The organism is Streptomyces sp. NPDC040718, assembly GCF_055593565.1.
Genome location: NZ_JBVIXO010000005.1, coordinates 1 through 23,719 on the forward strand (window position 1 = coordinate 1; position 23,719 = coordinate 23,719).

Consider the following 23,719-nt stretch of genomic DNA (forward strand, 5'->3'; position numbering starts at 1 on the left):
GCCGCCGGCATCTGGCACAACTGGACCACCGGCACCAAGATCAAACGATCCCTGATCGCCTACGACCACTAAGAACATCGGACTCACTCATCTAGGCGGTCGGCAACGGCGGGACACGATCGGGACCGATGCTGACCACTTGCTGACCTGGACCCCGACAGCATGGCGCTGACCTGCGGAAATGCCCAAATACTAGGTGTTGGACTTGAACATGGTCCGAAACATGAAATAACTCCCGATATGTCTGCTCCCTGCCCGCTTCACGCAAGTCAAGGGCGGTCCCGGCAGCCTACAACCGTTCGCAAGTTCGGTCAGCCTTCCCCAGGTCTTTCAGGACTCATGCTGACCGATTGCTGACTTTCCTGACCCGTCATCATTCCCTTTCCGAGTCGTGCGCAGGGGATGCCGGAAGGTCGTGAGGTCACCGGTCCGCAATCGCGCTTGAGGACCTCGATGCCTTCCCTCATGCGGAGGTGCCCCCGCCGCAGCTCGGCCCACCCATTCGCGCCCAGGACGCTTTCGCGGTCCTCTGTCTCACCCTGCCAGCCTGGCCTGCGCCACCCAACCACACAGCGATCTCTGTGTGACCGAAGTCCCATCACCTCGGGAACCGACCGGTCACCTCAGCGGCAAAACACCACGCTCTCTGCGTTGAGCTCCGGCATGAACTGTCACCAGCGTCTTGACCTCTTCATCAGCATGCTCTCCATCCATTGAATTCATTCCGGGGCACGATCCCAGATCTCCGGATGTCCGCCAAACCGGTCCGACTTCGTAGGCTGAGTCAGCCTATCCACGCGCCAACACGGCGTGAGGGATGTCCTTAAGGTGCCCCGGCTCTCTCTCCCCTGCATGTCCAAAGTGCAGATCATGAAACGCCCGAGTCGACAGCACGTAGTACGCCATCCGCAGTTCCGCGGAAGTGGGGTCTGTTCCTGCGTCGGTCTCCGTGTCAGGCACCACGACCGTGTCGAACTGGAGCCCCTTGGCACTGGCGCGGTGGACGATGACGATGCCGGGGCGCGATAGGTCGAGTGTCCGGTACCGGCCAGCCGTCGCTTGCGCCGTGTACATCTGTGGCCGGAGCTGCGGGGCTCTGCGTTCCAGCCGGGTGAGGAGTTCGAACTGGGACTGGGTGGAGTGCAGGACCACGCCGATGCTATGGCCGGGCCGTCTCTCGGCAAGACCGATCACCAGGTCCGCGACCGCCCCCTGGTGCGAGAGCGAGTGCAATCGGGGCACGGGGCCCTCCCGCTCCGGAAGTGCGGGCGCACGGGGACCCAAATGGAACCTGGCCCCCAGCTCGGCTGTCTGCCGGGTGTTGCGGTAGTTGGCGTCGAGCACGTGGGGGGAGCACTTGCCCAGGCTCTGCGCGATCTCCACCAGGGTTGAGCTCGACTCGGTCAGCCTCTGGCATTCGTCGGCGAAGACTGTGGTGCGGGCCCCGAGTATCCGGCACAAACGGTAGAAGGCAGGGGGCAGATCCTGCCCTTCATCGACCACCAGCGTCAACGGACCGCCGGGCTCCGCGAGCGCGGCTCGCTCGTAGAAGGCCGGCCAGTCGTACCAGCCGTCGTCGGAGCGGGGGGCGTCCGGGCCGTACCACCTGGCGAGCCAGGAGTGGGCGGTCGCCACGGTAACGGCCGCACTGCTGGAGCACAGCGCCGACACCATCGGCGCCAGGGACTGCCGCAGGAGGTTGGAGCGGGTCAACAGGACCGCCGGCGTACCGGTGAGGGCCAGCATGACGGCCCGCTGGGCGGCCAGCACGCTCTTCCCGCTCCCCGGTGGCCCGTCGATCACGTGGTTCCCGTCGAAGGGCAGCCCATCGAGCAGCGCGCGCTGCGTGGGTGTGAGGTCGAGGTAGGTCAGAGTCACGGTTCCGCTCATTCCCGGGTGGCCGCGGTCCGGGCGGCCGCCACGATCGGCTCGAAGAAGCCGGGGACACCGCCTCCGCCCACGACGAGGGCTCGGTCCAGCAGGGTGTTTCCGGTCTCGCAGCTGGTCTCCGGAAGCAGCGCGCAGGCATGGCAGGCGGCGCGGTTGAGATTGCCGAAGCCCTGACCGGTGTGCTCCGAGCACAGCGGGTCCGCGGAACACCAGGCGGCGGCCTCGGCCATCCGCAGCAGTGTCTCGGCGAGCCGAGGCTGCTCTCCCTGCTGTACGAGGCCCCCGAGCGTCCCCTCCGCATCCCCGGCCGCCGTGTACACGAGCACCCCGTACTGGTCGTGTTCGGGCCGGGCATAGACACGCTCGCGCAGGCTGGCCGTGGTGTAGCCCGACTCGAAGGACAACTGGCGCACCAACAAGTGCCCGAGAGTGTGCAGGAGCACGAAGCGAGGGGGGAGCTCCGAGCCCGTCAGGGCCTGGAGCCGGTCCTTCTGGAACGAGCGGTCCAAGTCGGCTCGCAGGCCCGCCACCCGGGCCCGTACGGCGTCATTCTGTTCCCAAGCGGTCAGCGCAGCCGGGTCCAGGGTGATCAGAACCCCTTCACCGAAGACTTCCACTGCGGGCAGCCAGCGCAGCCTGCGCGAGGTGTCGGCGGGGACGATCGCGGCATCCGGGGAGACCCGGCTGAAGCCGGACAGGGCGCGTACCTCCCGGAGCCGGTCGGCGAGGATGATGCGCCCGACGCGCCGGTGCAGTGCGGCCCAGGGCTCAGCGGTCTCCCCGTCCAGCCCCAGCCCGGAGCCGCGTACCAGGAAGTCCGGCGTCATCGGCGGTTCGGTGGCCGTCAGCGCCGACCATTCCTCGCGGCGCAGGTCGGATCCCGCGGCAGACGCCGTAGCGGCGGTGGCACCACCGGCAGGGGCAGGCGTGCCCGTCCCCGTCTCCTCGGCGATGAGCGCGTCCAACAGCTCGTCGCCCGCCCCCGTGTCCTCCTTGACCATGTCCCGGAGGATCTCACCGCGGGGGGTCCCGGCGGCCTTGCACAGTGGTACCCAGTAGTCGCTCTCGCGGACCCGGTCGGCGAGAGCCGATCCATCCGGAACCGGCGCCTCGGCTTCGGGGAGGGAGAGAGCCGAGTGGACCACCGGGTAGTAGAGGTTGCCCGCGGTGCGCTGCACGACCTGGACGGGCTTGGCGCAGTCGGTGGCTTCACGCGCCCTCTGCCAGGGGTTCCGTCCGGAACAACGCATGCCGTGAGTGCCCAGGACGTCCAACAGGTCGCGGGACGCGCCGCACCCGGGGGCCGCGCAGGAGACGGAGAGCGCCTCCAGACCGGTCGCCCGGTCCGAGACACGGAAGCGCAGCTGCTCGCGCGAGCCGCAGGACTGCCGCTGCGCGGCGTCGAGCCGTGCGTGCGCCCAGAACCACCAGTCCACGTCGCCGAGGTGCCCCCCGGCGCAGATCTGCACGAAGCGCATGGGGGCGAGTCGGCGTACGGGCGGGCAGGACGGGCAGCTCGGAGGTGTCCCGGGCTTCTCGTCGGTGATCCGCCAGCGCACCATGCGGCGACACGACCCGCAGAACAGCCAGGCCGGGAAGCGGATGTACGGTGCTCCGGGCGCGTCGGGGCGGTCAAAACGGTCGTTGAGGGTTGCTGGCGCGGCGAAGAATCCGGTCACGCCGAGCCGCGAGGCCAATCGCGGGGATTCCACCGCCTGGCGCAGCCGCGGCCAGTCCCCGATACCGGTCGCGACGAACGACTCGCCCTGGATGTCGAAGACCGCGCCGACGCCGAACGGGAGCACCGTCTGGGCCTGACGGACTCTAAGCTTGCGGTTCACTGGTCGGCTCCCTTCACCGTCACCTGGCATTCACGATCCACGCTGCGCATGGAGTGGAGGGTCTCCCACAACCCCCCGTGCTGTTCGAAGTTCTTCAGCAGGTTGTGCTGCCCCTTGCCCTGACTGCGGTAGTAGAGCTCCTTGCCCTCCTGCCTGGCGTTGCGGGCCGCCTCCTCCCAGGCAGTGAGCAACTCCGCGAGTTCGGTACGGACCGCGTGCGCCGCGCGCCGGTCACTGGCTCCTGCCTTCCGCGCGAGAAGTTCTGCCAGCGCCCGTGCCGCACCGGTGTGGTCCGGCAGGTCCCCTGCCTGGTTCTCGGCGCTCAGGCCGAGCCGGTGCCGTACGAGGATGACGAGCGCTGCGTGCAGGGCGCGTCGGCGCGCCGGCACCGACCACGGTGTGACGCTGGTTGGTTCGACGTTCCGGTAGAGGGCCCGGTGATAGGGGTCGAATGTCTCGTAGTGTGAACGGTCCCTGGGGCGGGTTGCGTTGAAGAAGGTGACGATCAGTCCGGGTACACCATGACGGCCGACCCGGCTGGTGGCCTGGATGTACTCGGCCGTGGTCTTGGGCTGCCCCTGCATCAGCATCAGCGCGAGCCGTTTGACGTCCACGCCGACCGACAGCATGTTGGTGCAGGGCAGGAAGGAAACGGCTTCAGGTTCCGTCCAGGGCTTCTCCAGCCGGTCCAGCAGCACGGGCTGTTCGGCCCTTGCCAGGTTGCTGGTCAGCTCTTGTACCTGGTGGTCGGCGAGTTGCCGGGCACCGGATCCGGCGTCCAGGCCGGTGAGCTGGGCGGGGATGTCGTCCGCCGCTGCGGTGACGGTTCGGCCGAGTTCGCGAAGGCTGTGATGGTAGGCGACGAGGGTCCAGTAGGAGTCCCGGTGCTCCTCCGGTAGTTCCCATGCTCCCTGGAGCATGGCCGCGGCGGTGGCGACCGCTGCACGGCCGGCGGTATGCCCTTGGGCCATGACGCCCAGGTAGCGCCGTCCGGGGCGTGAGGTGTCGGGCTCGGCGAAGTAGGAGTGCCGGGCGTCGAGCCCGGCGGGCGGGAAGAGCTGTACGTCGGTTCCGTAGAGGGAGCGGACCTGTTCGCCGGAGCGGCGGATCGTCGCGGTGGAGGCGACCACCTTGGGGCCCGTTCCGTCGGCCGTCGCGCATAGGCCGAGGATCGCTGCCTCGTACAGTCCGACGGTCGTACCGAGCGGACCGGTCAGCAGGTGCAGTTCGTCCTGGATGACCAGGGAAGGCGGGAGGCTGCTGCCCCCTGCCCCGAACAGGCTTCCCGCTCGTGGCTCCCAGGCGAGCCGCGCGAACTTGTCGACAGTACCGAGAACGAAGGTGGGCGGCCGGTCGTACAGCTGCTGGTCGACCACGGCTACTGGGAGCTCGTCATGGAAGGCGCACGCGTCGCGCGGGCAGAAGAACGCGAAGGAGTCGGCGCCCGCCCGGATGCCGTAATCGGCGTGGTCGGCCGAGCGGTGGGCGGGCACGATGCGGGTGCCGCACCAGGGGCAGCGGTCGAGGATGAAGACGTCCTCAGGTCGGGCGGCGGACCGCACGTCCTGAGCCGCCGCTACCGCTGCCTCGTACGTGTTGGGCGAGGTCGCCTCGCCGACCCACAGACCGATCGAGAACGGCTCGTCACCGTAGCGGGCGGGATCGCCGCGGCGCATCGTCTCCAGGGCGCACACGGTGGTCGCGGCCCGCTGGAACTGCTGAGTGGTCAGCAGGCTGAGGGTGTAGCGGCTGAGGACCGCGGTGCCACCCCCCTTGGGGTCGCGGCGGCGCAGCACCATAACGAAGGCGGCGAGCAGCAGGTAGGCCTCCGTCTTGCCACCGCCGGTGGGGAACCAGATCAGGTCGGTCATGCCCCGGTCGGGGTGGCGGGGGTCGGCGACGCCGTCCAGGGCCAGCAGGAAGAACGCCAGCTGGAACGGGCGCCAGGCGGACTCGGGGTCAGGTGCCGGGTCGACGGACACGGCGTCGCGCCGGGGCCGCCGCTCGCCCGCCTGGTCACGTGCGGAGTGACGCATCTGCAGGGCCATGGCGAGGTTGGCGGCGCGGAAGGCCTCGAGGACTTCGGGGCAGCCGGGATCGCACAGGGTGCGGACGCCGGACTCCATCCGGGCGACGGCAGCGCCGATGCGCTCCAGGATCCGGTCGGCGGCATCCCGGCCCCAGGCGGGTACCTCAGCGTGTCGCTGTTCCTCGTACCAGCGACGGTAGTCGGAGGTGAACTCCGTCAGTTCCTGCCGCAGCTGCGCGACGGGCAGGTCCGGGTCGGCGAGGTGCAGCACGTTGAGTACGGGGGTGCCGCTGAGGCCGGCTGCACGGGTCGCGGGTACTTCGGCCTCCGGCAGGACCACCGCGCGCAGTCCGGTCACGGCCTCGCCGTCGCGGTCCTCCTCGACGGCGCAGCCGTGGCCGACGGCATGGGTCCGCACGTGCCGGTACTGGAGCCGCAGCTCCTGCTCTTCCGGGTCCCGGCTGGCCAGCCGGACGCTGGGGTACTCCAGTACCCGGCCCTCGCAGGGACGGACGTCGAGCGCCACCTGGAACAGCATCCGGTCCCACTGGGCCGGGCGGCCCAGCGCCGGTTCGGTGCGAGCCATGTTCACCAGCGCCACCGTGACCAGCAGGCCTTCTCCGAGCGGGCGGCGACGGATCCTGAGTTCGGCCCGTCCGTCAAGAACGCTGACGGCATCGCGGTCCGGCCCGACCCGGTGGGTCTCCTGCGGCAGTGCGACCCGCTGCCAGCGGCGCCCCTGGTCACCGTGGGCGCGCAGAGTGCGGTAGTGGGCGCCGACGCAGCCGATCTCGATGGTGTCGCTGTCCGTGTAGAAGCTGAGGCCGAGGGAGGACGGCAGCCAGGCGTTGGATTCGGGTACGGGGTCGTCCGCCGGGTCGGTGTCGAGGGCCGCTGCTTCGGTTCCGATGCCGTCGGCGTCTTCGGCTGCCAGCGTCAGCTGCCTCTGGAGATCGGCGTCCTGGGGGTAGAGCGTGCCCATGAGGTACTGACGGTCGGGCGGCGCGTCGAGGACTTCGTCCTCGCCGTGGGCCGGTCCGACCAGCTGGCGGCTCAGATAGTCGACGAGTTCCTGTCGGGGGTCCATGGTGTCCTCGGGAGAAGTACGGGTGTGCGGGCCGGGGGTACGGGGTGCTCAGGCGCGGCGCCACCGGTCACGCAGCGGCCTGCGTTCGGAGGCGGTCATGGCCGCCAGCTGTTCCTGGAGTTGGGCGATGCGCATCCACGCATCGTGCTCGGCCTGAGCCACCCGGCGGTTCGCTGCGGACTCCACCTCGGCGACGCGCTGGGCGGCCCACCTTTCGACGGCCTCCACCCGGGCATCCGCCTGTGCATCGGCGTCCTGGAGAGCCCGCTCCCGCTGCGCGAGTGCGGACTCGGCCGACTGCAGGCGCTCGGCCAGCGCGGAAATACGCGCCTCGTGTTCCTGCTCGGCACGCCGGAGCAGCTCCTCGGCTTCGTCCGCCCTGCGCCGGGCTGCTGCCAGGTCGCGTAGCGCGTCGGCCGCGGACTCGGCGGCCTGTCGTGCTGCCTGGCGGTCCGCCTCGGTCTGGCTCCGCAGCCGGACCATGCGTTCGCCGGCCGCGCGACGCAACGAAGCCGCTTGATGCTGCAGGGACCGGTCGACGCGCTTGAGCAGGGCGGACTCCAGCTCGTCGAGCTGACGCTCGGTGTCGGCGGCAGCGCCAAGGGCGCGCTTCTGCTCCTTTTCGAGCGCGTCCGCGTGCTCCTCCCGGAGTTGGTGCTCGGACGCCGCCGCCTCCGCCCGCAGAGCGGCAATGCGCCGCTCGTAGCTCTCGCGCACGGCGTCCGCACGGTGCCGCTCGGCCGTGCCGTCCTCGGCACGCGGCCCGATCGGCGCGACCGCCCTGACGGGCTCGACCGCCCCCGCGGCAGCCACCGCGTCGGCCGCGGGCACCCGCTCCGTCGCCGGAGCCCCTGCGGCAGCCCGCGCGACGGGTACCGCAACGACCTGCTCGGGGGTCGCGGTCCGCAGGGCTACCTCGACGGGCTCGTTCTGCCGGGCAGGTTCCGCGGCGGCCGTCCCCTCGGCCGCGGACCGCAACGGCGTCGAAATCTGCTCGACGCCAACCGGTCCAGCGGTCTCGACCGGCGTGGACACTGCCGTGGCCTCGCCGCGCGCGGTCGGCTGTGAGATGAACTCCCGCAGGGCATCACGCACCGCGAGCCGCGACTCGCTGCGCACCAGGGGGCGCTCGGCGAGGTAGGCGCGGGGGGACGCGCCGTTCAGGGCCTCGAAGGACCGGTCGAGGAAGTCCGGGGGACGCTGCCCCGCGTCCTTGAGGGCGTCGAAGAGCTTCTGCAGGACCTGCAGAGCCGCGACAGCCGGGCGGTCCAGCGTTCCGCGGCTCTTCACCGCCTCCACCACGTCATCGGCGGCGGACTGCCCCATGAGTCCGGCCAGTTCGACGTCGCCGAGAGCCACCAGCGCGTACTCGGCGAGCCAGACGACGGTCCCTGAGAACACGACGGGAATGGCCAGCGCCTGATCCCAGTCCGGCGGGTACGTTCCGGCCGGGCGCGCCTCCGGCTCGGGCCCGGGGTCCGGCCTCGGCGGCGACTGCGAGCCGGCATCGGGCGCCCGCTGAGGCTGCGGCTCCGATGCCCGCTCCGGGCCCGTCCCGGCGGCCGGCCGTGGGTCCGGCTCCGGCTCCGGGTTCCGATCTGGTCCTGCCTCCGCAGGCAGCACTGCGGAGGCGTCGGACAAGGACAGCTGCACAGGCACCTCCAGCGCCGCTGGAGCCTCGGGCTCGACACCGGCAGCCACATCAGGCTCCCTCGGGGGCTGCGGAGCAAGGGGTACCCGCTGAGTCGGCACGGTTGCCGGTGTGCGCAGTCGGCGGGCCCGCTTCGCCGTCGCCTTGCGTTTGCGCGGCTTCGGGTCCGGCGGTTCGGCATGCCCCGGGCCGATCCCGTGGGCCAGCAGCATCTCGCGGAAGACCGCGAACGCCTTCACTTCCACCTGACGGATCCGCTCCCGGGTGACGCCGAACTCCTTCCCCAGGTCGTCCAGGGTCGACCGGTCGCCGCCGTCCAGGCCGGTGCGGCGCAGCAGGATCCGCGCATCACGTGCGTCGAAGAGGGTGAGCAGGGAAAGCAGGTGCTTGTGCCCGATCGCCTCCATCGCCAGGTGTTCCGCCGACGGCAGCGGCCGTTCCAGCGCGACCAGGTCCCCCAGGTGCACACCGTCTCCGATGACCCGGTCCAGGGAATCCGTACGTCGGCTGACCTTTCGGATCTCCTCGACCCGCTGCACGCTCAGGTCGCAGGCCACGGCGACATGGACAGCGCTCCACGGGCGGCCTTCCGACTGGAGCCGGCGTTCCGCTGCGGCGACCTTGCGGATCTGCTCGTGGAAGTGCACGGGGATGCGGATGACCGCCCCCTCGTCCGCCACGGCCCGGCTCATCGACTGCCGGATCCACCACGTCGCGTACGTGGAGAACTTGTAGCCCTTGACGGGATCGAACTTGACCGCTGCCCGAATCAGCCCGAGAGCCCCGTGCTGGAGCAGGTCCTCGTGGTCGAGTCCCTGTCCCGCGTGGCGGAGGGCGATACTGTGCGCGAGCCCCTGGTTGTGCACGACGAAGCAGTTGCGTGCTCTGACTCGGAGGTCGGTGGCCGCGAGTGCAGCGATCTCTGCCTCGGTCGGCCTGCTCTCGATCCGATCAGCGCCACCCCGCACCAATACAGCGAGGCCCACTTCCTCCTCGGCCGTGAGCATGCGCTTCTCGGGTCGCCGGGTGAACCGGTCCTCGTTCAACACCGCCAGCGCGGCCCGGACCGCTCGGCCGACATCCCCGAGAGGCCGCGTGGGCGCGCCCGAGTCCGGGTCCTGATCCGGCTCGAACTCCTCCTCTTCGGCGCATTCGGGTTCCGTCACGGGAGGTTGCGTCTCCGCCTCGGCCTGCACGTCATGCACACCAGGCCCCCTGGAGGCTCCCGTCACATCCTGCGGCCGGGCCGCTTCCCGGAGCGAGCGCATCTCCGCCGGGGTCAACCCCGAGAGCCGGGCCACCCCCTCCACGACGGTGGCACTCACCCGGCCCTGCGCATCCGCGTACCTGCCCAGCAGCGCATGCGCCGCCGGCACCCGGCCCGTCATCGCCGGATGTACAACCTTTCGCGCGTCACGATCGTCGTGGTCCGTATGCTCCGCTTTCCGTCGGACCTGAAGCCCCAGGCGGGCCAGCTCGCCCCGCAACCGCTCCTGCTCGGCCTGCGCCAGTCCGAGGCTTCCGACGCGGCGCCGGAAGTCCTGCTCGGAGACCACACCGCCCACCGCAGCCTTGCCGAGTTCGGCGTACAGCTCGCGAAGCGCGTTCCGGAGTCCAGCCGCATCCCGCTCGCCCCGAGCCTCTTCACTCACGGCCACCCCTTCCTCACCCGTTCAAGAAATGACCCTAAGTTCGATCTGTTGACAATGTCAACAGGTTTCACACTAGGAATCACACGGAAGACGTGTGTACATTTTGAGCTGCGAGGAAGGCACGAGAGGGCCATGCCATCTCTGCGACCATGAACAGAGCACCTGCCCGCCCATAGGGGGCAGGTGCACGGGGTGGACCAGCAGGGGGCGCAGCGACGTGGCAGGGAGAGGGGCGGCAGTGACCGAGCGGCTGATCGGGGGCCGGTTCCGGGTGACGGGAGTCATCGGGGCCGGGAACATGGGCGAGGTCCACCGGGCCGAGGACCTGCACCGCGCGGAGGGCGACGTGACGCGTACCGTCGCCGTGAAGACCGTGCTCCGCCGCCGCTCCGGAGCCGTGCTCGACACCGGTGCGGATGCCAAGGCCGTCCAGCGGTTCGCCCGTGAGGTCCGGATCATGCGCCGCCTGGACCACCCGAACCTCACCCGCCTCATCGACGGCGGTGTGGACGACGCCGACGGCGGGCGCCCGTACCTCGTCATGGAGTACCTGGACGGCGAGACGCTGCGTGACCTGATCGAGGAGGAGCGGCAGCTCCCCGTTGCCTGGGCCGTCGCGATCGGCGCTCAGATCGCCGCAGGTCTGGCCGCGGCGCACACGGCGGGCATCGTCCACCGCGATCTGAAGCCGGCCAACACCATGCTGATCACCGGCGGCACCGTGAAGGTGCTCGACTTCGGCATGGGCCGGATCGCCGACGATCCGGAGGAGGCCCGGCTCACCAGCACCGGCGTGAGCGTCGGCACGGCCCGCTACATGGCGCCCGAGCAGTTCGAGGCCAAGCAGGTCACGCAGGCGGCCGACCTCTACGCCCTCGGCTGCGTCCTGTACGAAATGCTGGCCGGGGTGCCGCCGTTCACCAGCGGATCGGCCTACGAACTGGGGCGCAAGCACGTCGAGGAAGAGCCGACGTCCGTGCGGCTCGTACGGCCGGCCGTACCTGCCGGACTGGCCCGTCTGGTGGACCGGCTGCTGGCCAAGGACCCCGCCGAGCGGCCCGCCGACGCCGTCGCCGTCCGCGATGCCCTGCTGCCCCTGCTCCCCGATGCCTTCGCGGCGGACGGGACCGACCCCGGCGACGAAGCCTCCGCACTCCCCCACTGGAACGCCCTCGACCCGGTGCGCGTCCTGCGGCACACCACCAGCCCGACGGCGACCACCGCACCCGCACCGGTCGCGGAGAAGCGGCCCTCCGCGGGTCCTGGCGGCACCGCGATGGACGTCTTCGGCGTGCACAGCACCCTGATCGAGGACTACCGCTCCTTCACCGAGGGCGGCACCATCATCCGGGACGAGCGGATCGCCGCGTTCGTCGAGGACGACCTGGACGCGAAGTCGCAATGGCCGGACCCGTGGCTGTCCCTCAACCCCTTCTTCGCGGGCGGCGGCACGGTCGTCGAGCTGGCCGGGCAGGGCGTCCTGCACCGCGAATGCGCGCAGATCTTCCAGGCCCGGAAGACCGAGGGCGCCACAGTGTGCGACGGCCGCCCGCTGACCCTCCACCAGCACCAGCGCGAGGCGATCGACGCCGCCGCGTCCGGTGACTCGTACGTGCTGACCACCGGTACCGGCTCCGGCAAGTCACTGTCGTACATCATCCCGATCGTCGACCGGGTGCTGCGCGAGCGGGAAGCGGAGGGACCGCGCTCGGCCAAGCGCGTGAGGGCGATCGTCGTGTACCCGATGAACGCCCTCGCCAACAGCCAGCTGAAGGAGCTGGAGAAGTACCTGCGGGACGGGTACGGCGAAGGCCGCGAGCCGGTCACCTTCGCCCGTTACACCGGCCAGGAGGACGACCAGCGCCGCAAGGAGATCCGCGACAACCCGCCGGACATCCTCCTCACCAACTACGTGATGCTGGAGCTGATGCTGACCCGGCCGGCCGACCGCGCCAGCCTGATCAGCATGGCCCGCGGCCTGGAATTCCTCGTCTTCGACGAACTGCACACCTACCGCGGCCGGCAGGGCGCCGACGTCGCCCTGCTCATCCGCCGGGTACGTGAGGCCTGCCAGGCGGAGCGGCTCCAGTGCGTCGGCACCTCCGCCACCATGTCCACCGAGGGCACGGTGGACGACCAGCGCAAGGTCGTCGCCGACACCGCGAGCACCCTCTTCGGGACCGCCGTCCACCCCCGGAACGTCATCGTCGAGACCCTGATCCGGGCGACCGACCAGGCGCCCGAGGCCGTCCCGGCCGAGCGGCTCCGCGCGCCCGCCGCCCCCCGCGCCTATGCCGACCTGGTCCGCGACCCGCTGGCCCGCTGGATCGAGACCCGGTTCGGCCTGGCGGTGGACGCCGGACGGCTGGTACGCCGGCAGCCGGCCAAGATCGAGGTCGCGGCCGAGGAGCTCGCCGACGCCTCGGGCGTGGATGCCGAGCAGTGCCGGGACGCGATCCGCGCCACCCTGGAGTCCGGCTCCGAGGCGCACCACCCGGTGACCGAGCGGCCCCTGTTCGCGTTCCGGCTGCACCAGTTCCTCTCCAAGGGCGACACGGTCTACGTCACCCTGGAGGACAAGCTCACCCGCCACCACACCCGCTCCTACCAGCTCGAACAGCCGGGCAGCGGCGGCAAGCTGCTGATGCCGCTGGCGTTCTGCCGGGAATGCGGCCAGGAGTACCTCACGGTGTGGCGTACGGAGAAGGACGGCGAGGTCCGCTACGAGGCCCGCCGGGACACCATGGCCACCGGCGGACGGCAGGGCGACGGCTACCTGTACGTCGACCACGACCGGCCGTGGCCGTCGACCACGCAGTACGCGGTGGACGACCGCCGGCTGCCCGAATCCTGGCTGGAGGTGGACGACAAGGGCCAGGAGGTCGTCAAGAAGACCTACCGCGACCGGGTCCCGCGCGCGATCACCGTGGACCCGCGCGGCATCGAGGGCCAGGGCGACCTGCAGGCCGCCTTCATTCCCTCGCCCTTCCTGTTCTGCCTCCACTGCGGTGTGGCGTACGAGCAGACCCGCGGCAAGGACTTCGCGAAGCTGGCGACCCTCGACCAGGAGGGGCGCTCGTCGGCGACCTCCCTGATCTCCGCCTCCGTGGTGAAGTCGCTGAAGGCGGTCCCGGAGGAGGCCCTGGACAAGGAGGCGCGCAAGCTCCTCACTTTCGTCGACAACCGCCAGGACGCCTCGCTCCAGGCCGGCCACTTCAACGACTTCGTCCAGATCACCCAGCTGCGCGGGGCGCTCTACCGGGCAGCCCTCGAAGCGGGCGAGGACGGCATCCCGCACGAGGAGCTGGCCACCCGCGTCGGGGAGGCCCTCGCCCTCGGCCTCGTCGACTACACCGGCGAGAGCGAGCTCGCGCCGTCGATCGCACGGGCCGCCGCCAAGACCCTCCGCGACGTCATCGCGTTCCGGCTCTACCTGGACCTGGAGCGCGGCTGGCGCATCACGATGCCCAACCTGGAGCAGACCGGTCTGCTGGAGATCGACTACGAGGACCTGGACTGGGTCGCGGCCAAGCAGGACCGGTGGGACGGCACCCACGAGAAGCTGCGTACCGCCGACTCCGCCCTGCGCGCCGAGATCATGAAGGCGCTGCTCAACGAGATGCGCCGGTCCCTGGCCATCGACGTGTCCTACTTCCGGGACGACTTCGACGCACTCCAGCGGGCGAGCGAGGAACGGCTCGTGGACCCGTGGGTCCTGTCCGCCTCCGACCGGCCCAAGGTGGGCACCGCCTACCCGCACCCCTCGGGCAAGGGCATGGACCGCTCGGCGCTGTTCCTGTCCGCCCGCGGCAAGTTCGGCAAGTACCTGGTCCGGGCCGACCGAACGTTCAAGGAGCTGTCCACCGACGACCTCCAGCTGGTCATCGAACAACTGCTGAAGGTCCTGGCGAAGGCCGGGCTGGTGAAGGAGGTCTCCGAGGCCCCGCAGCGCGCCGGCCGCTTCCGCCGCCCTACGGGTCCCGCCACGACCGGCTACCGGGTCGCCGCGCAGTCCCTGGTCTGGCGGGCCGGCAAGGGTGAGACCGGTACGCACGACCCGCTGACCCGCACCTACCAGAGCGGCGACGGCCCCCGGGTGAACACCTTCTTCCGCGAGCTGTACAAGGACGCGGCGGGCGCCCTGGCCGGCCTGTTCGCCCGCGAGCACACGGCGCAGGTCTCGCCGCAGGAGCGGGAGCAGCGGGAGGAGGCCTTCCGCAAGGCCGAGCTGAAGCTGCTGTACTGCTCGCCGACCATGGAGCTCGGCGTCGACATCTCCTCGCTCAACGCGGTGATGATGCGCAACGTCCCGCCGACGCCCGCCAACTACGCCCAGCGCTCGGGCCGGGCCGGCCGCAGTGGCCAGCCCGCCCTGGTCACCACGTACTGCGCCACCGGCAACAGCCACGACCAGTACTACTTCCGCCGCTCCGAGCGGATGGTGGCGGGCGCGGTCGCCCCGCCCCGCCTGGACCTCGCCAACGAGGACCTGGTGCGCTCCCACCTCCAGGGGATCTGGATCGCGGAGGCGGGCCTGAAGCTGGGCCGCGCCATCCCGGACGTCCTCGACGTGTCCTACCCGGACACCGGCGAACGGCCCGCCCCGGACCTGAACCTTCACCCGGAGATCCTGGCCGCGTCCCTCGACAGGGACGCCCAGCGCCGCACTGTCGACGCGTCCCAGCGCGTCCTCGGCCCTCTGCTGCCCGACTTCGCCGACACCACCTGGTGGTACGACGAGTGGATCCAGGACCAGGTCCGCACCGTCCCCGAGCGCTTCAACCGTGCCTTCGACCGCTGGCGCAAGCTGTTCACCTCCGCGCTCGACGACCAGTTCATCCAGAACCGGCGCCGGCTCGACTACAGCCTGACGGAGGGCGACCGGATCCGGGCGAACTCCCGGCGCCGTGAAGCCGAAACGCAACTGAACCTGCTGATGAACGAGAGCGCCGACAACAAGTCGGTCCTCTCGGACTTCAACCCGTACCGTTACCTCGCCTCCGAGGGCTTCCTGCCCGGCTACAGCTTCCCCCGCCTGCCCCTCGCCGCGTACATCCCGACCATCGGCAGCCGCCGCGGCAACGGCGACTTCCTCCAGCGGCCCCGCTTCCTCGCCATCCGCGAATTCGGCCCCGGCGCGCTGATCTACCACGAAGGTGCCCGCTACCAGGTCACCCGGATCCAGCTCCCCCCGGACTCCTCCGGCGACCTCGCCACCAGCGAGGCCCGCCGCTGCGCGCAGTGCGGCTACCACCACGACCCCAAGGAGCGCAACGACCGCTGCCTCATGTGCGACGAGCCGCTCGGCTCGGCCACCTACGGGCTCCTTCACCTCCACACCGTGTACACCACGCGCCGTGAGCGCATCTCCTCCGACGAGGAGGAGCGGCGCCGAGCCGGCTTCCGGCTGGAGACCTCCTACCGCTTCCACGACCACGGCACCCGCAGCGGCCGGCTGAACGCGTCCGTCACCGACACGGCGGGTGCCCCGGTCGCCGAGCTGGCGTACGGAGACTCGGCGACGGTCCGCATCACCAACACCGGCCGGGTACGCGCCAAGAGCGACGAGCCGAACGGCTACTGGCTGGACCTGGCCGACGGCCGCTGGATGAACGACCGCGACGCCTCCCAGGCCTCCGGCGACTCCGCCGAGCTGCCGGTGATCGACGAGGACGGCAACGAGCGGCGCCGCAAGAAGCGGGTCATCCCCTTCGTGGAGGACCGCCGCAACATCCTGGTCCTCACGCTCGACGAGGCCCTGCCCGAGCCGATCGCGCTGTCACTCATGTACGCGCTGGAGCGGGGCATCGAGGCCGCGTTCGAGCTGGAGGACGCCGAGCTGACCAGTGAGCTCCTGCCCCCGGATGACGGCCCCCGCCGCCGCATCCTCTTCACCGAGGCCGCCGAGGGCGGGGCAGGCGTCCTGCGCCGCCTGCAGGCGGAGAAGGGCGCGCTGGCGAAGGCGGCCCGGCAGGCCCTCACCATCTGCCACTTCGACGAGGACGGCGCAGACCTGGGCGGCCCGCACCCGGACCGGCCGTGCGCTCTGGGCTGCTACGAATGCCTGCTGACCTACGGCAATCAGCTGAACCACTCCCTCATCAACCGACACGCGGCAAAAGAGCTACTGGTCCGCTTCGCCTCAGCCACGGCCAAGCGCGAGACGCGCGGCGAATCCCGCTCGGAGCAGTTCCGCCGACTCCTCGACCAGGCGCCGGACACCCCCGCCACCACCCGAGTGGAGGCCGCGGTCGAGGAAGCCGTCGCCGTCGCCCAGGACAACCTGCTCACCTGGCTGAAGGCACGCGGCCTGCGCCTGCCCGACGAGAGCGAGACCCTGATCACCGAGGCGAACGCCCTCGCGGACTACGTGTACCGGCTGCCCGGCGTCAATCTGGCGGTCTTCGTCGACCTGCCCGAGACCGAGCCGACAGCGCTCCGCGACGAGGACGCCGAAGAGCGCCTCCTGGACGCCCGCTGGGACGTCGTCCGCTTCCCGCACGACGCCGACTGGGACAAGCTCGTCGCCCCGCACGCCCGCTACTTCGGCACCCCTTCCGCTCACTGACTTCCGCCAACTGACACGAGGACGAGACGACTCATATGGCACTGACGTACACCGCGGGTTCCCTCGTGACGGCCCGCGGCCGCGAATGGGTGGTGCTGCCCGAGAGCGAGCACGACCTGCTCGTCCTTCGCCCCCTCGGTGGTTCGGACGACGACATCGCCGCGGTGTTCCCCGCGTTCGAAGAGGTCAAGGGCGCCGAGTTCGCGGCCCCTGAGCCCTCCGACCTCGGCGACCAGCGGGCGGCCGGCCTGCTGCGCACCGCCCTGCGCATCGGCTTCCGGTCGGGCGCCGGCCCGTTCCGCTCCCTCGCCGGCATCGCGGTGGAACCGCGCGCCTACCAGCTGGTACCCCTCCTCATGGCACTGCGCCAGCAGACCGTCCGCATGCTGATCTCGGACGACGTCGGCATCGGCAAGACCGTCGAGGCTGGCCTGATCGCGAGCGAGCTCCTCGCCCAGGGCGAGGCGACGGGCCTGGCCGTACTCTGCTCGCCGGCGCTCGCCGAGCAGTGGCAGCAGGAACTGCGGACCAAGTTCGGCATCGACGCGGAGCTGGTCCTCTCCTCGACCGTCTCCCGCCTCGAACGCGGCCTGGACCTCGGCCAGTCACTCTTCGACCGCTACCCCCACGTCATTGTCTCCACGGACTTCATCAAGTCCCCGCGTCACCGCGACGACTTCGTCCGCCACTGCCCCGACCTGGTGATCGTCGACGAGGCCCATACCTGCGTGGCCGCAGAGGACACCGCCTCCGGTGCCCAGAACCAGCTCCGCTACGAGCTGCTGCGCCGCGTCGCCGAGGACACCGAGCGCCACCTGGTGCTGGTGACGGCGACTCCGCACAGCGGCAAGGAGTCCGCGTTCCGCAACCTGCTGGGGCTGGTCAAGCCCGAGCTGGCGCAGGTGAACCTGGAGTCGGAGTCGGGCAGGAAGCTCCTCGCCCAGCACTTCGTGGCGCGCAAGCGGGCCGACGTACGCCAGTACCTCACGAAGGAGGACGGCCTCGGCGACGACAGCCTCGCCGAGCGCACCGCCTTCCCCTCCGACCGGTACTTCAAGGACGAGACGTACAAGCTGTCGCCTGCCTACCGGGCCCTGCTGGACGACGCCATCGCCTACGCGAGCGAGCGCGTCGAGGCGGCCGGCAGCCAGGGCAAGCGCGAGGCCCGCATCGCCTGGTGGTCGGCGATCGCCCTGCTGCGCTCCCTGGTGTCCTCCCCACGTGCCGCGGCCCAGACCCTGCGCACCCGCTCGGCGGCGGCCATCGCCGCCTCCGCCGAGGAGGCCGACCGGCTCGGCTCCCCGCTCAACAGCGACGCAGCCGACAGCGACGCGCTGGAAGGCATGGACGTGGCACCCGGCGCGGAGACGGACGGCACGGGTGACCGCCTGGCCGAGCTCGCGCAGCGGGCCGCCGCCCTTGAGGGCGTCGGCGGCGACCTCAAGCTGAAGGCCCTGATCAAGCACCTCAAGGGTCTCCTGGCAGACGGCTACCACCCCATCGTGTTCTGCCGGTACATCCCGACGGCCGAGTACCTGGAGGCCGAGCTGGGCGCGGGCGAGACCGAGGACGGCAAGAAGAAGCGCTCCCCGCTCGGCGCCAGCACGGTCGTCAAGGCCGTCACCGGAACGCTCTCCCCGCAGCAGCGGGTCCAGCGCATCGAGGAGCTGGCCACGGAGGCCGGCAGCGACAAGGCGGCCCGCCGCGTCCTGATCGCCACCGACTGCCTCTCCGAGGGTGTCAACCTCCAGCACTACTTCGACGCCGTCCTCCACTACGACCTGGCCTGGAACCCGACCCGCCACGACCAGCGCGAGGGGCGCGTGGACCGGTACGGGCAGAAGCGCGACGAGGTCCGCGTCATCACCCTGTACGGCGACGACAACGGCATCGACGGCAAGGTCCTCGAAGTCCTCATCAAGAAGCACCGGCAGATCAAGAAGGACCTCGGCATCTCGGTCTCCGTTCCCGACGAGCTGTCCACGGGCGTGACGGACGCGATCGTAGAGTGGCTCCTGATGCGCGGCCGGGAGCAGGAGGACGCCCTGTTCAGCGCGGACGCCTTCAAGGTGAGCACGGCGAAACTGGACAGCGACTGGAACTCGGCCGCCGAGCGGGAGAAGGCCTCCCGGTCCCGGTTCGCGCAGCGCTCCATCCATCCGCAGGAGGTGGCCCGGGAGGTCGCGGCGGTCCGCGAAGCCCTGGGCGGCACGGGCGAGGTGGACACCTTCGTCCGCGAGTCGCTGAACGCGCTGGGCGCCGTACTCCGTGGCGCCGGTGAGGACTTCACCGCCCAGGTCGGCGGCACCCCGGCGGGCTTGCGCGACGCGCTCGCGCCGGTCGTGGGGGCGGAGGTGATCGAGAAGGACCGCCCCATCCCCTTCCTCAGCGATCCCGCGGTCGGCCGCGGCGAGGCGGCCCTGGTCCGCACCGACCCGGTGGTCGGCGCCCTCGCGGCCCACGTCCTGAACGCCGCCCTGGACACCCAGGCCGACGGCGCCCGCCCGGCCCGCCGCTGCGGCGTCATCACCACGGACGCGGTGAGTACCCGCACCACGTTGTTGCTGGTCCGCTACCGCTTCCACCTCACGCTGCCGTCCCGCACGGGCGAGAAGCAGCTGGTCGCGGAGGACGCCCGCCTGCTGGCCTTCCAGGGCTCCCCGAAGAACGCGGTATGGCTGTCGCAGGAACAGGCCATCGCGCTGCTGGACGCCACGGCCACCGAGAACACCGACGCGTACTACGGCGAGCGCACGATGACCCGCATCCTGGGCCAGCTCCCGGACGTGTCGGACCGCCTCGCCGCATACGGCGACGAGCTGGCCGTCGACCTTGACGCCTCGCACCGCCGTGTCCGCGCCGCGTCCGGCGAGATCGTCCGCGGCCTGACGGTCACCGCCCAGAAGCCCGCCGACATCCTCGGCGCCTACGTCTACCTGCCCGCCGCTGTCGCCGCCGGAGTGTCCGCCTGATGTCTGCCACCACCCGCAACCAGGTCTTCACCGCCGTCCAGACGGTCGGCGCACTCCTGCCGGCCGACATGCTGGTCCGGATCTCCGAGGGCAAGGACGTCCCCGGCTCGAAGCCGGTGGACTACGGCCTGCCGACCTCCCGTTCCGTACGGGACGAGGCGGAGCGCAGCTGGGAGTACCTCAAGCCGCTCTGGCGCGACCTGCGCAAGCGCCTCCCGGAGCACGAGGAGACCGGCCTGCCCTCCGCCGACCCGACGGGCCTGGCGGGCAACGACTGGCTGACCCCACTCTGGCGCGAACTGGGCTTCGGCCCGCTGACGCCGGTCGGCCCGGCCGGCATCACGGCCGACTCGGACGCGGAGAAGTCCTTCCCCGTCTCCCACCGCTGGCGCCACGCCCTCATCCACCAGGCGGCCTGGAACGCCAACCTGGACAAGCGCCCCGGCGGGGCCGGCACGGTCCCGCCGCAGTCGATGCTCCAGGAATGCCTGAACCGCGTCGACGCCCACCTGTGGGGCGTCCTGACGAACGGCCGCCAAGTCCGCCTGCTGCGCGACTCCAGCGCCCTGGCCACGGCCTCGTACGTCGAGTTCGACCTGGAAGCGATCTTCGACGGCGAGCTGTTCAGCGAGTTCGTCCTCCTGTACCGCACGCTGCATGTCTCCCGCTTCGAGATCGCGGAGGACGCGGCCCCGTCGGCGTGCTGGCTGGAGAAGTGGCGCACGGAGGCCATCGCCTCGGGCACGCGGGCGCTGGACCAGCTCCGCAAGGGCGTCCAGGAAGCGATCACCGCACTGGGTACGGGCTTCCTCCGCCACCCGGCGAACGCCGCCCTGCGCGAGGACGTCCAGCCGAAGGCCCTCCAGGCGGCCCTGCTGCGACTCGTGTACCGCCTGCTGTTCATCTTCGTCGCCGAGGACCGCGAAGCGCTGCTGTCCCCGAAGGCCGACCAGCAGGCCCGCGACCGCTACGCGTCCTACTTCTCCTCGGCCCGGCTCCGCGCGCACGCCCGAAAGCGCCGGGGCACGGCCCACGGCGACCTGTACGAGGCGCTGGGCATCGTCCTGGCGGCGCTGGGCGACGAGGCCGGCCGCCCGGAACTGGCCCTGCCGGGCATCGGTGGCCTCTTCAACGACACGGACGCGGACGCCCCGCTGCGCGGCCTCAAACTGTCCAACGAGGCCTTGCTGACGGCTGTACGGCACCTCTCCCAGGTCCGCGACGGCAGCCGCTGGCGGGCCGTGGACTACCGGCACCTGGACGCGGAGGAACTGGGCTCCGTCTACGAGTCGCTGCTGGAGCTGGAACCGAAGCACAGCGCGTCGGACCGCACCTTCACCCTGGTCGAGGTCGCAGGCAACACCCGCAAGACGACGGGCAGCTACTACACCCCGTCCTCACTCATCGAGTGCCTGTTGGACTCAACGTTGGACCCGGTGATCGCGGACGCGATGAAGCGCGGCCAGGAGGCGGCCACGGCCGCCGGCGCGGCCGACCCGGCGGACTCCATCGTCAACGAGCTGCTGTCCCTGAAGGTCTGCGACCCCGCCTGCGGCTCCGGCCATTTCCTGGTCGCGGCGTCCCGACGCATCGCCAAGCAAGTGGCGGCTGTACGGGAACGCAACCCCGAGCCCACTCTGGAGGCGGTCCGTCACGCCCTGCACGAGGTCGTCGCCTGGTGCATTTACGGCGTCGACCTCAACCCGATGGCGGTCGAGCTGGCCAAGGTCTCCCTGTGGCTGGAAGCCCTGGAGCCGGGCAAGCCACTGGGCTTCCTGGACGCGCACGTCAAGCACGGCAACGGGCTGATCGGGGCGACGCCGAAGTTGCTGCGGGACGGCATCCCCAACGACGCGTTCATCGCCACCGAGGGCGACGACAAGAAGCACGCCAAGGCGCTGGAGAAGATCAACCAGCAGGAGCGGGTCGGTCAGGGCAGCCTCTTCGAGCTCGACAACGAGTCAGTCAAGGTCGCCAACTCCGCGTTCGCGAGTGGGCTGCGGTCGATCACGCACGCCCGGTCGGACGAGCTGACGGACGTACGTCGCCAGGAAGAGGCTTACGAAAAGTGGTCTCAGACCTCTGCGTACAAGCGCTCTCTGCTCGTTGCCGACGCCTGGTGCGCCGCGTTCGTTTGGCTCAAGACGCCGGAGGCACCGCGCGCGGTGACGCACTCCGTTTTTAAGGCACTGGAGGATCCCAGCAGCGCGGGTGCCGCGCCTGAGACGACGGCCGAGATCGGACGTCTTCGTACCCAGTATAAATTCTTCCACTGGCACCTGGAGTTCCCGGAGGTATTCTCCGTCCCCGAGAGCACTCAGGGGGTATCCCAGGAAACCGGCTGGGCCGGCGGCTTCGACTGTGTGGTCGGCAACCCGCCCTGGGATAGCGTTGAATTCCGCGAGCAGGAGTTCTTCGCCCAGCGTGCGCCCGAGATCGCAGAAGCATCGCGCACGTCTGTGCGGAAGAAGATGATCGACGCACTCAAGGACTCCCCAGAGACCCTTCCGCTGTACGCGGAGTTCGAGGTAGGAAAGAGGAAGGTGTACGCCGAGAGTCACTTCCTGCGCCGCGCCGGGCGAGTTCCGCTGACCGGCCAGGGGAACCTCAACACCTACGCCGTCTTCACGGAGACAGACCGGATCCTGCTCGGGCCGAAGGGGCGAGCAGGGGTGATTGTGCCAACCGGAATCGCGACGGATGCGCGAACACAGTATTTCTTCAAGGATCTGGTGCAGAACGGGTCAATCTCCGTACTGTACGACTTCGAGAACGCGAAGCCGCTCTTCCCTGGCGTGCACCGCTCGTTCAAGTTCAGCATCCTCTCTCTGACCGGCAGGCTCCTGCGTGAGCCAGCGGCGAACTTCGCCTTCTTCCTCCATGATCCAAGCGAGCTGGACGACTCAGAGAAGGCGTTCACACTGACGCCGGAGGAAATCGGACTGCTCAACCCCAATACGGGGACCTGCCCAGTCTTTCGAAGCCGCCGGGATGCCGAGATCTCGCTCAACATCTATCGCCGCCTCCCTATCTTGATCAACCAGCGCGGAGCGGGAGGCAATCCGTGGGGCGTAGCCTTCATGAGAATGTTCGACATGTCTCATGATTCTCATCTTCTCCACTCTCGCGAAGCTTTGGCGAAGGATGGATGGAGCCTCAAGGGGAACACCTTCACTAAGGGTGAAGAGAAGATGCTCCCGCTACACGAGGGAAGGATGGGACACCAGTACACCCATCGCTTTGCCGACTCAACCGGGACACGGGAGTCATCAGCAGCTGAACTCTCCTCGCCGGAGTTCGTAGTCCAGCCGCAATATTGGATGACATCCGATGACACCGACGCACGGCTCTCTCGCCGCCATTTCGGCTGCACGACTGCCCTGCTCGGCCACAGGAGAGTTGCGCGCAATAACGACGAGCGGACTGGCATTGCGGCACTCATCCCATGGGGCGCAGCATCCTACGGATGGATCATCTCCACAGGACCCGACGCACGCCACCTCACCATGCTTGCAGCGACCTTCAACTCGTTCGCGTATGACTACGCACTACGCAACAGCTTCAGCCAGCCGAGCATCCCGCAGAGCACCTCTGAACAGGTGCCTGTACCATCGCCCGAAACTCTCACAAAACACTCAGCTTTCATTCAGTCTCGTGTCCTGGAGCTGACCTACAGCGCCAACGACATGCAGCCCTTTGCTGCTGACCTCGACGACACCGGCCTCCCCTTCCACTGGGACGAATCCCGCCGTCAGCTAATCCGCGCCGAACTGGATGCCCTCTTCTTCCACCTCTATGGAATCTCGCGCGAAGACACGGGCTACATCCTGGACACATTCCCCATCGTCCGCCGCAAGGACGAGGCCAAGTACGGCTCCTACCGCACCAAGGAGCTGATCCTCGCCGAGTACGACCGCATGGCGGCGGCCGGCGTAAGCCTCACCACCCCCCTCGTGGACGGGGAGAACTACACCTCAACCCTCACCCCGCCTCCGGGCCACGGCCCGCGCCACCCGGCAGCCTGACGCT

Annotated in this window: 7 protein-coding genes; 3 read left to right on the top strand and 4 right to left on the bottom strand. The window is 70.0% G+C overall.

From position 1 onward, the window contains the following. Positions 1–789 precede the first annotated feature (789 nt). Genes ACZ597_RS14255 through ACZ597_RS14270 form a run of 4 tightly spaced genes read right to left on the bottom strand, consistent with a single transcriptional unit; the run spans position 790 to position 10,150 of the window. Positions 790–1,878 (bottom strand): DEAD/DEAH box helicase, encoded by a 1,089-nt coding sequence (locus tag ACZ597_RS14255; protein ID WP_471328917.1) that lies wholly within the window; start codon positions 1,876–1,878, stop codon positions 790–792. An 8-nt stretch (positions 1,879–1,886) separates the two neighbouring features. After that, positions 1,887–3,731, bottom strand: a complete 1,845-nt coding sequence (gene drmB, locus ACZ597_RS14260) for a DrmB family protein (RefSeq protein WP_471328919.1) — start codon at positions 3,729–3,731, stop codon at positions 1,887–1,889. Beyond that, positions 3,728–6,847, bottom strand: coding sequence for a helicase-related protein (locus ACZ597_RS14265; protein ID WP_471328921.1), 3,120 nt, complete (start codon positions 6,845–6,847; stop codon positions 3,728–3,730). The genes drmB and ACZ597_RS14265 overlap by 4 nt, the downstream gene beginning before the upstream one ends. Before the next feature lie 48 nt (positions 6,848–6,895). After that, positions 6,896–10,150 (bottom strand): sigma-70 family RNA polymerase sigma factor, encoded by a 3,255-nt coding sequence (locus ACZ597_RS14270; protein ID WP_471328923.1) that lies wholly within the window; start codon positions 10,148–10,150, stop codon positions 6,896–6,898. Between the two features lie 298 nt (positions 10,151–10,448). Here ACZ597_RS14270 and ACZ597_RS14275 point away from each other — a divergent pair, with 298 nt between their 5' ends. Genes ACZ597_RS14275 through ACZ597_RS14285 form a run of 3 tightly spaced genes read left to right on the top strand, consistent with a single transcriptional unit; the run spans position 10,449 to position 23,715 of the window. After that, entirely contained in the window at positions 10,449–16,718 is a 6,270-nt protein-coding gene (locus ACZ597_RS14275; RefSeq protein ID WP_471330081.1) for a protein kinase domain-containing protein, read from the top strand. Between the two features lie 35 nt (positions 16,719–16,753). Next, positions 16,754–19,690, top strand: a complete 2,937-nt coding sequence (locus ACZ597_RS14280; RefSeq protein WP_471328925.1) for a helicase-related protein — start codon at positions 16,754–16,756, stop codon at positions 19,688–19,690. Next, positions 19,690–23,715 (top strand): Eco57I restriction-modification methylase domain-containing protein, encoded by a 4,026-nt coding sequence (locus tag ACZ597_RS14285; protein ID WP_471328927.1) that lies wholly within the window; start codon positions 19,690–19,692, stop codon positions 23,713–23,715. The genes ACZ597_RS14280 and ACZ597_RS14285 overlap by 1 nt, the downstream gene beginning before the upstream one ends. The last annotated feature ends 4 nt before the right edge of the window (positions 23,716–23,719 follow it).

Coding starts and splice junctions, on each gene's coding strand:
- ACZ597_RS14265 (WP_471328921.1), bottom strand. CDS start 6,847: ATGGACCCCCGACAGGAACTCGTCGACTATCTGAGCCGCCAGCTGGTC.
- ACZ597_RS14280 (WP_471328925.1), top strand. CDS start 16,754: ATGGCACTGACGTACACCGCGGGTTCCCTCGTGACGGCCCGCGGCCGC.
- ACZ597_RS14285 (WP_471328927.1), top strand. CDS start 19,690: ATGTCTGCCACCACCCGCAACCAGGTCTTCACCGCCGTCCAGACGGTC.
- ACZ597_RS14275 (WP_471330081.1), top strand. CDS start 10,449: ATGGGCGAGGTCCACCGGGCCGAGGACCTGCACCGCGCGGAGGGCGAC.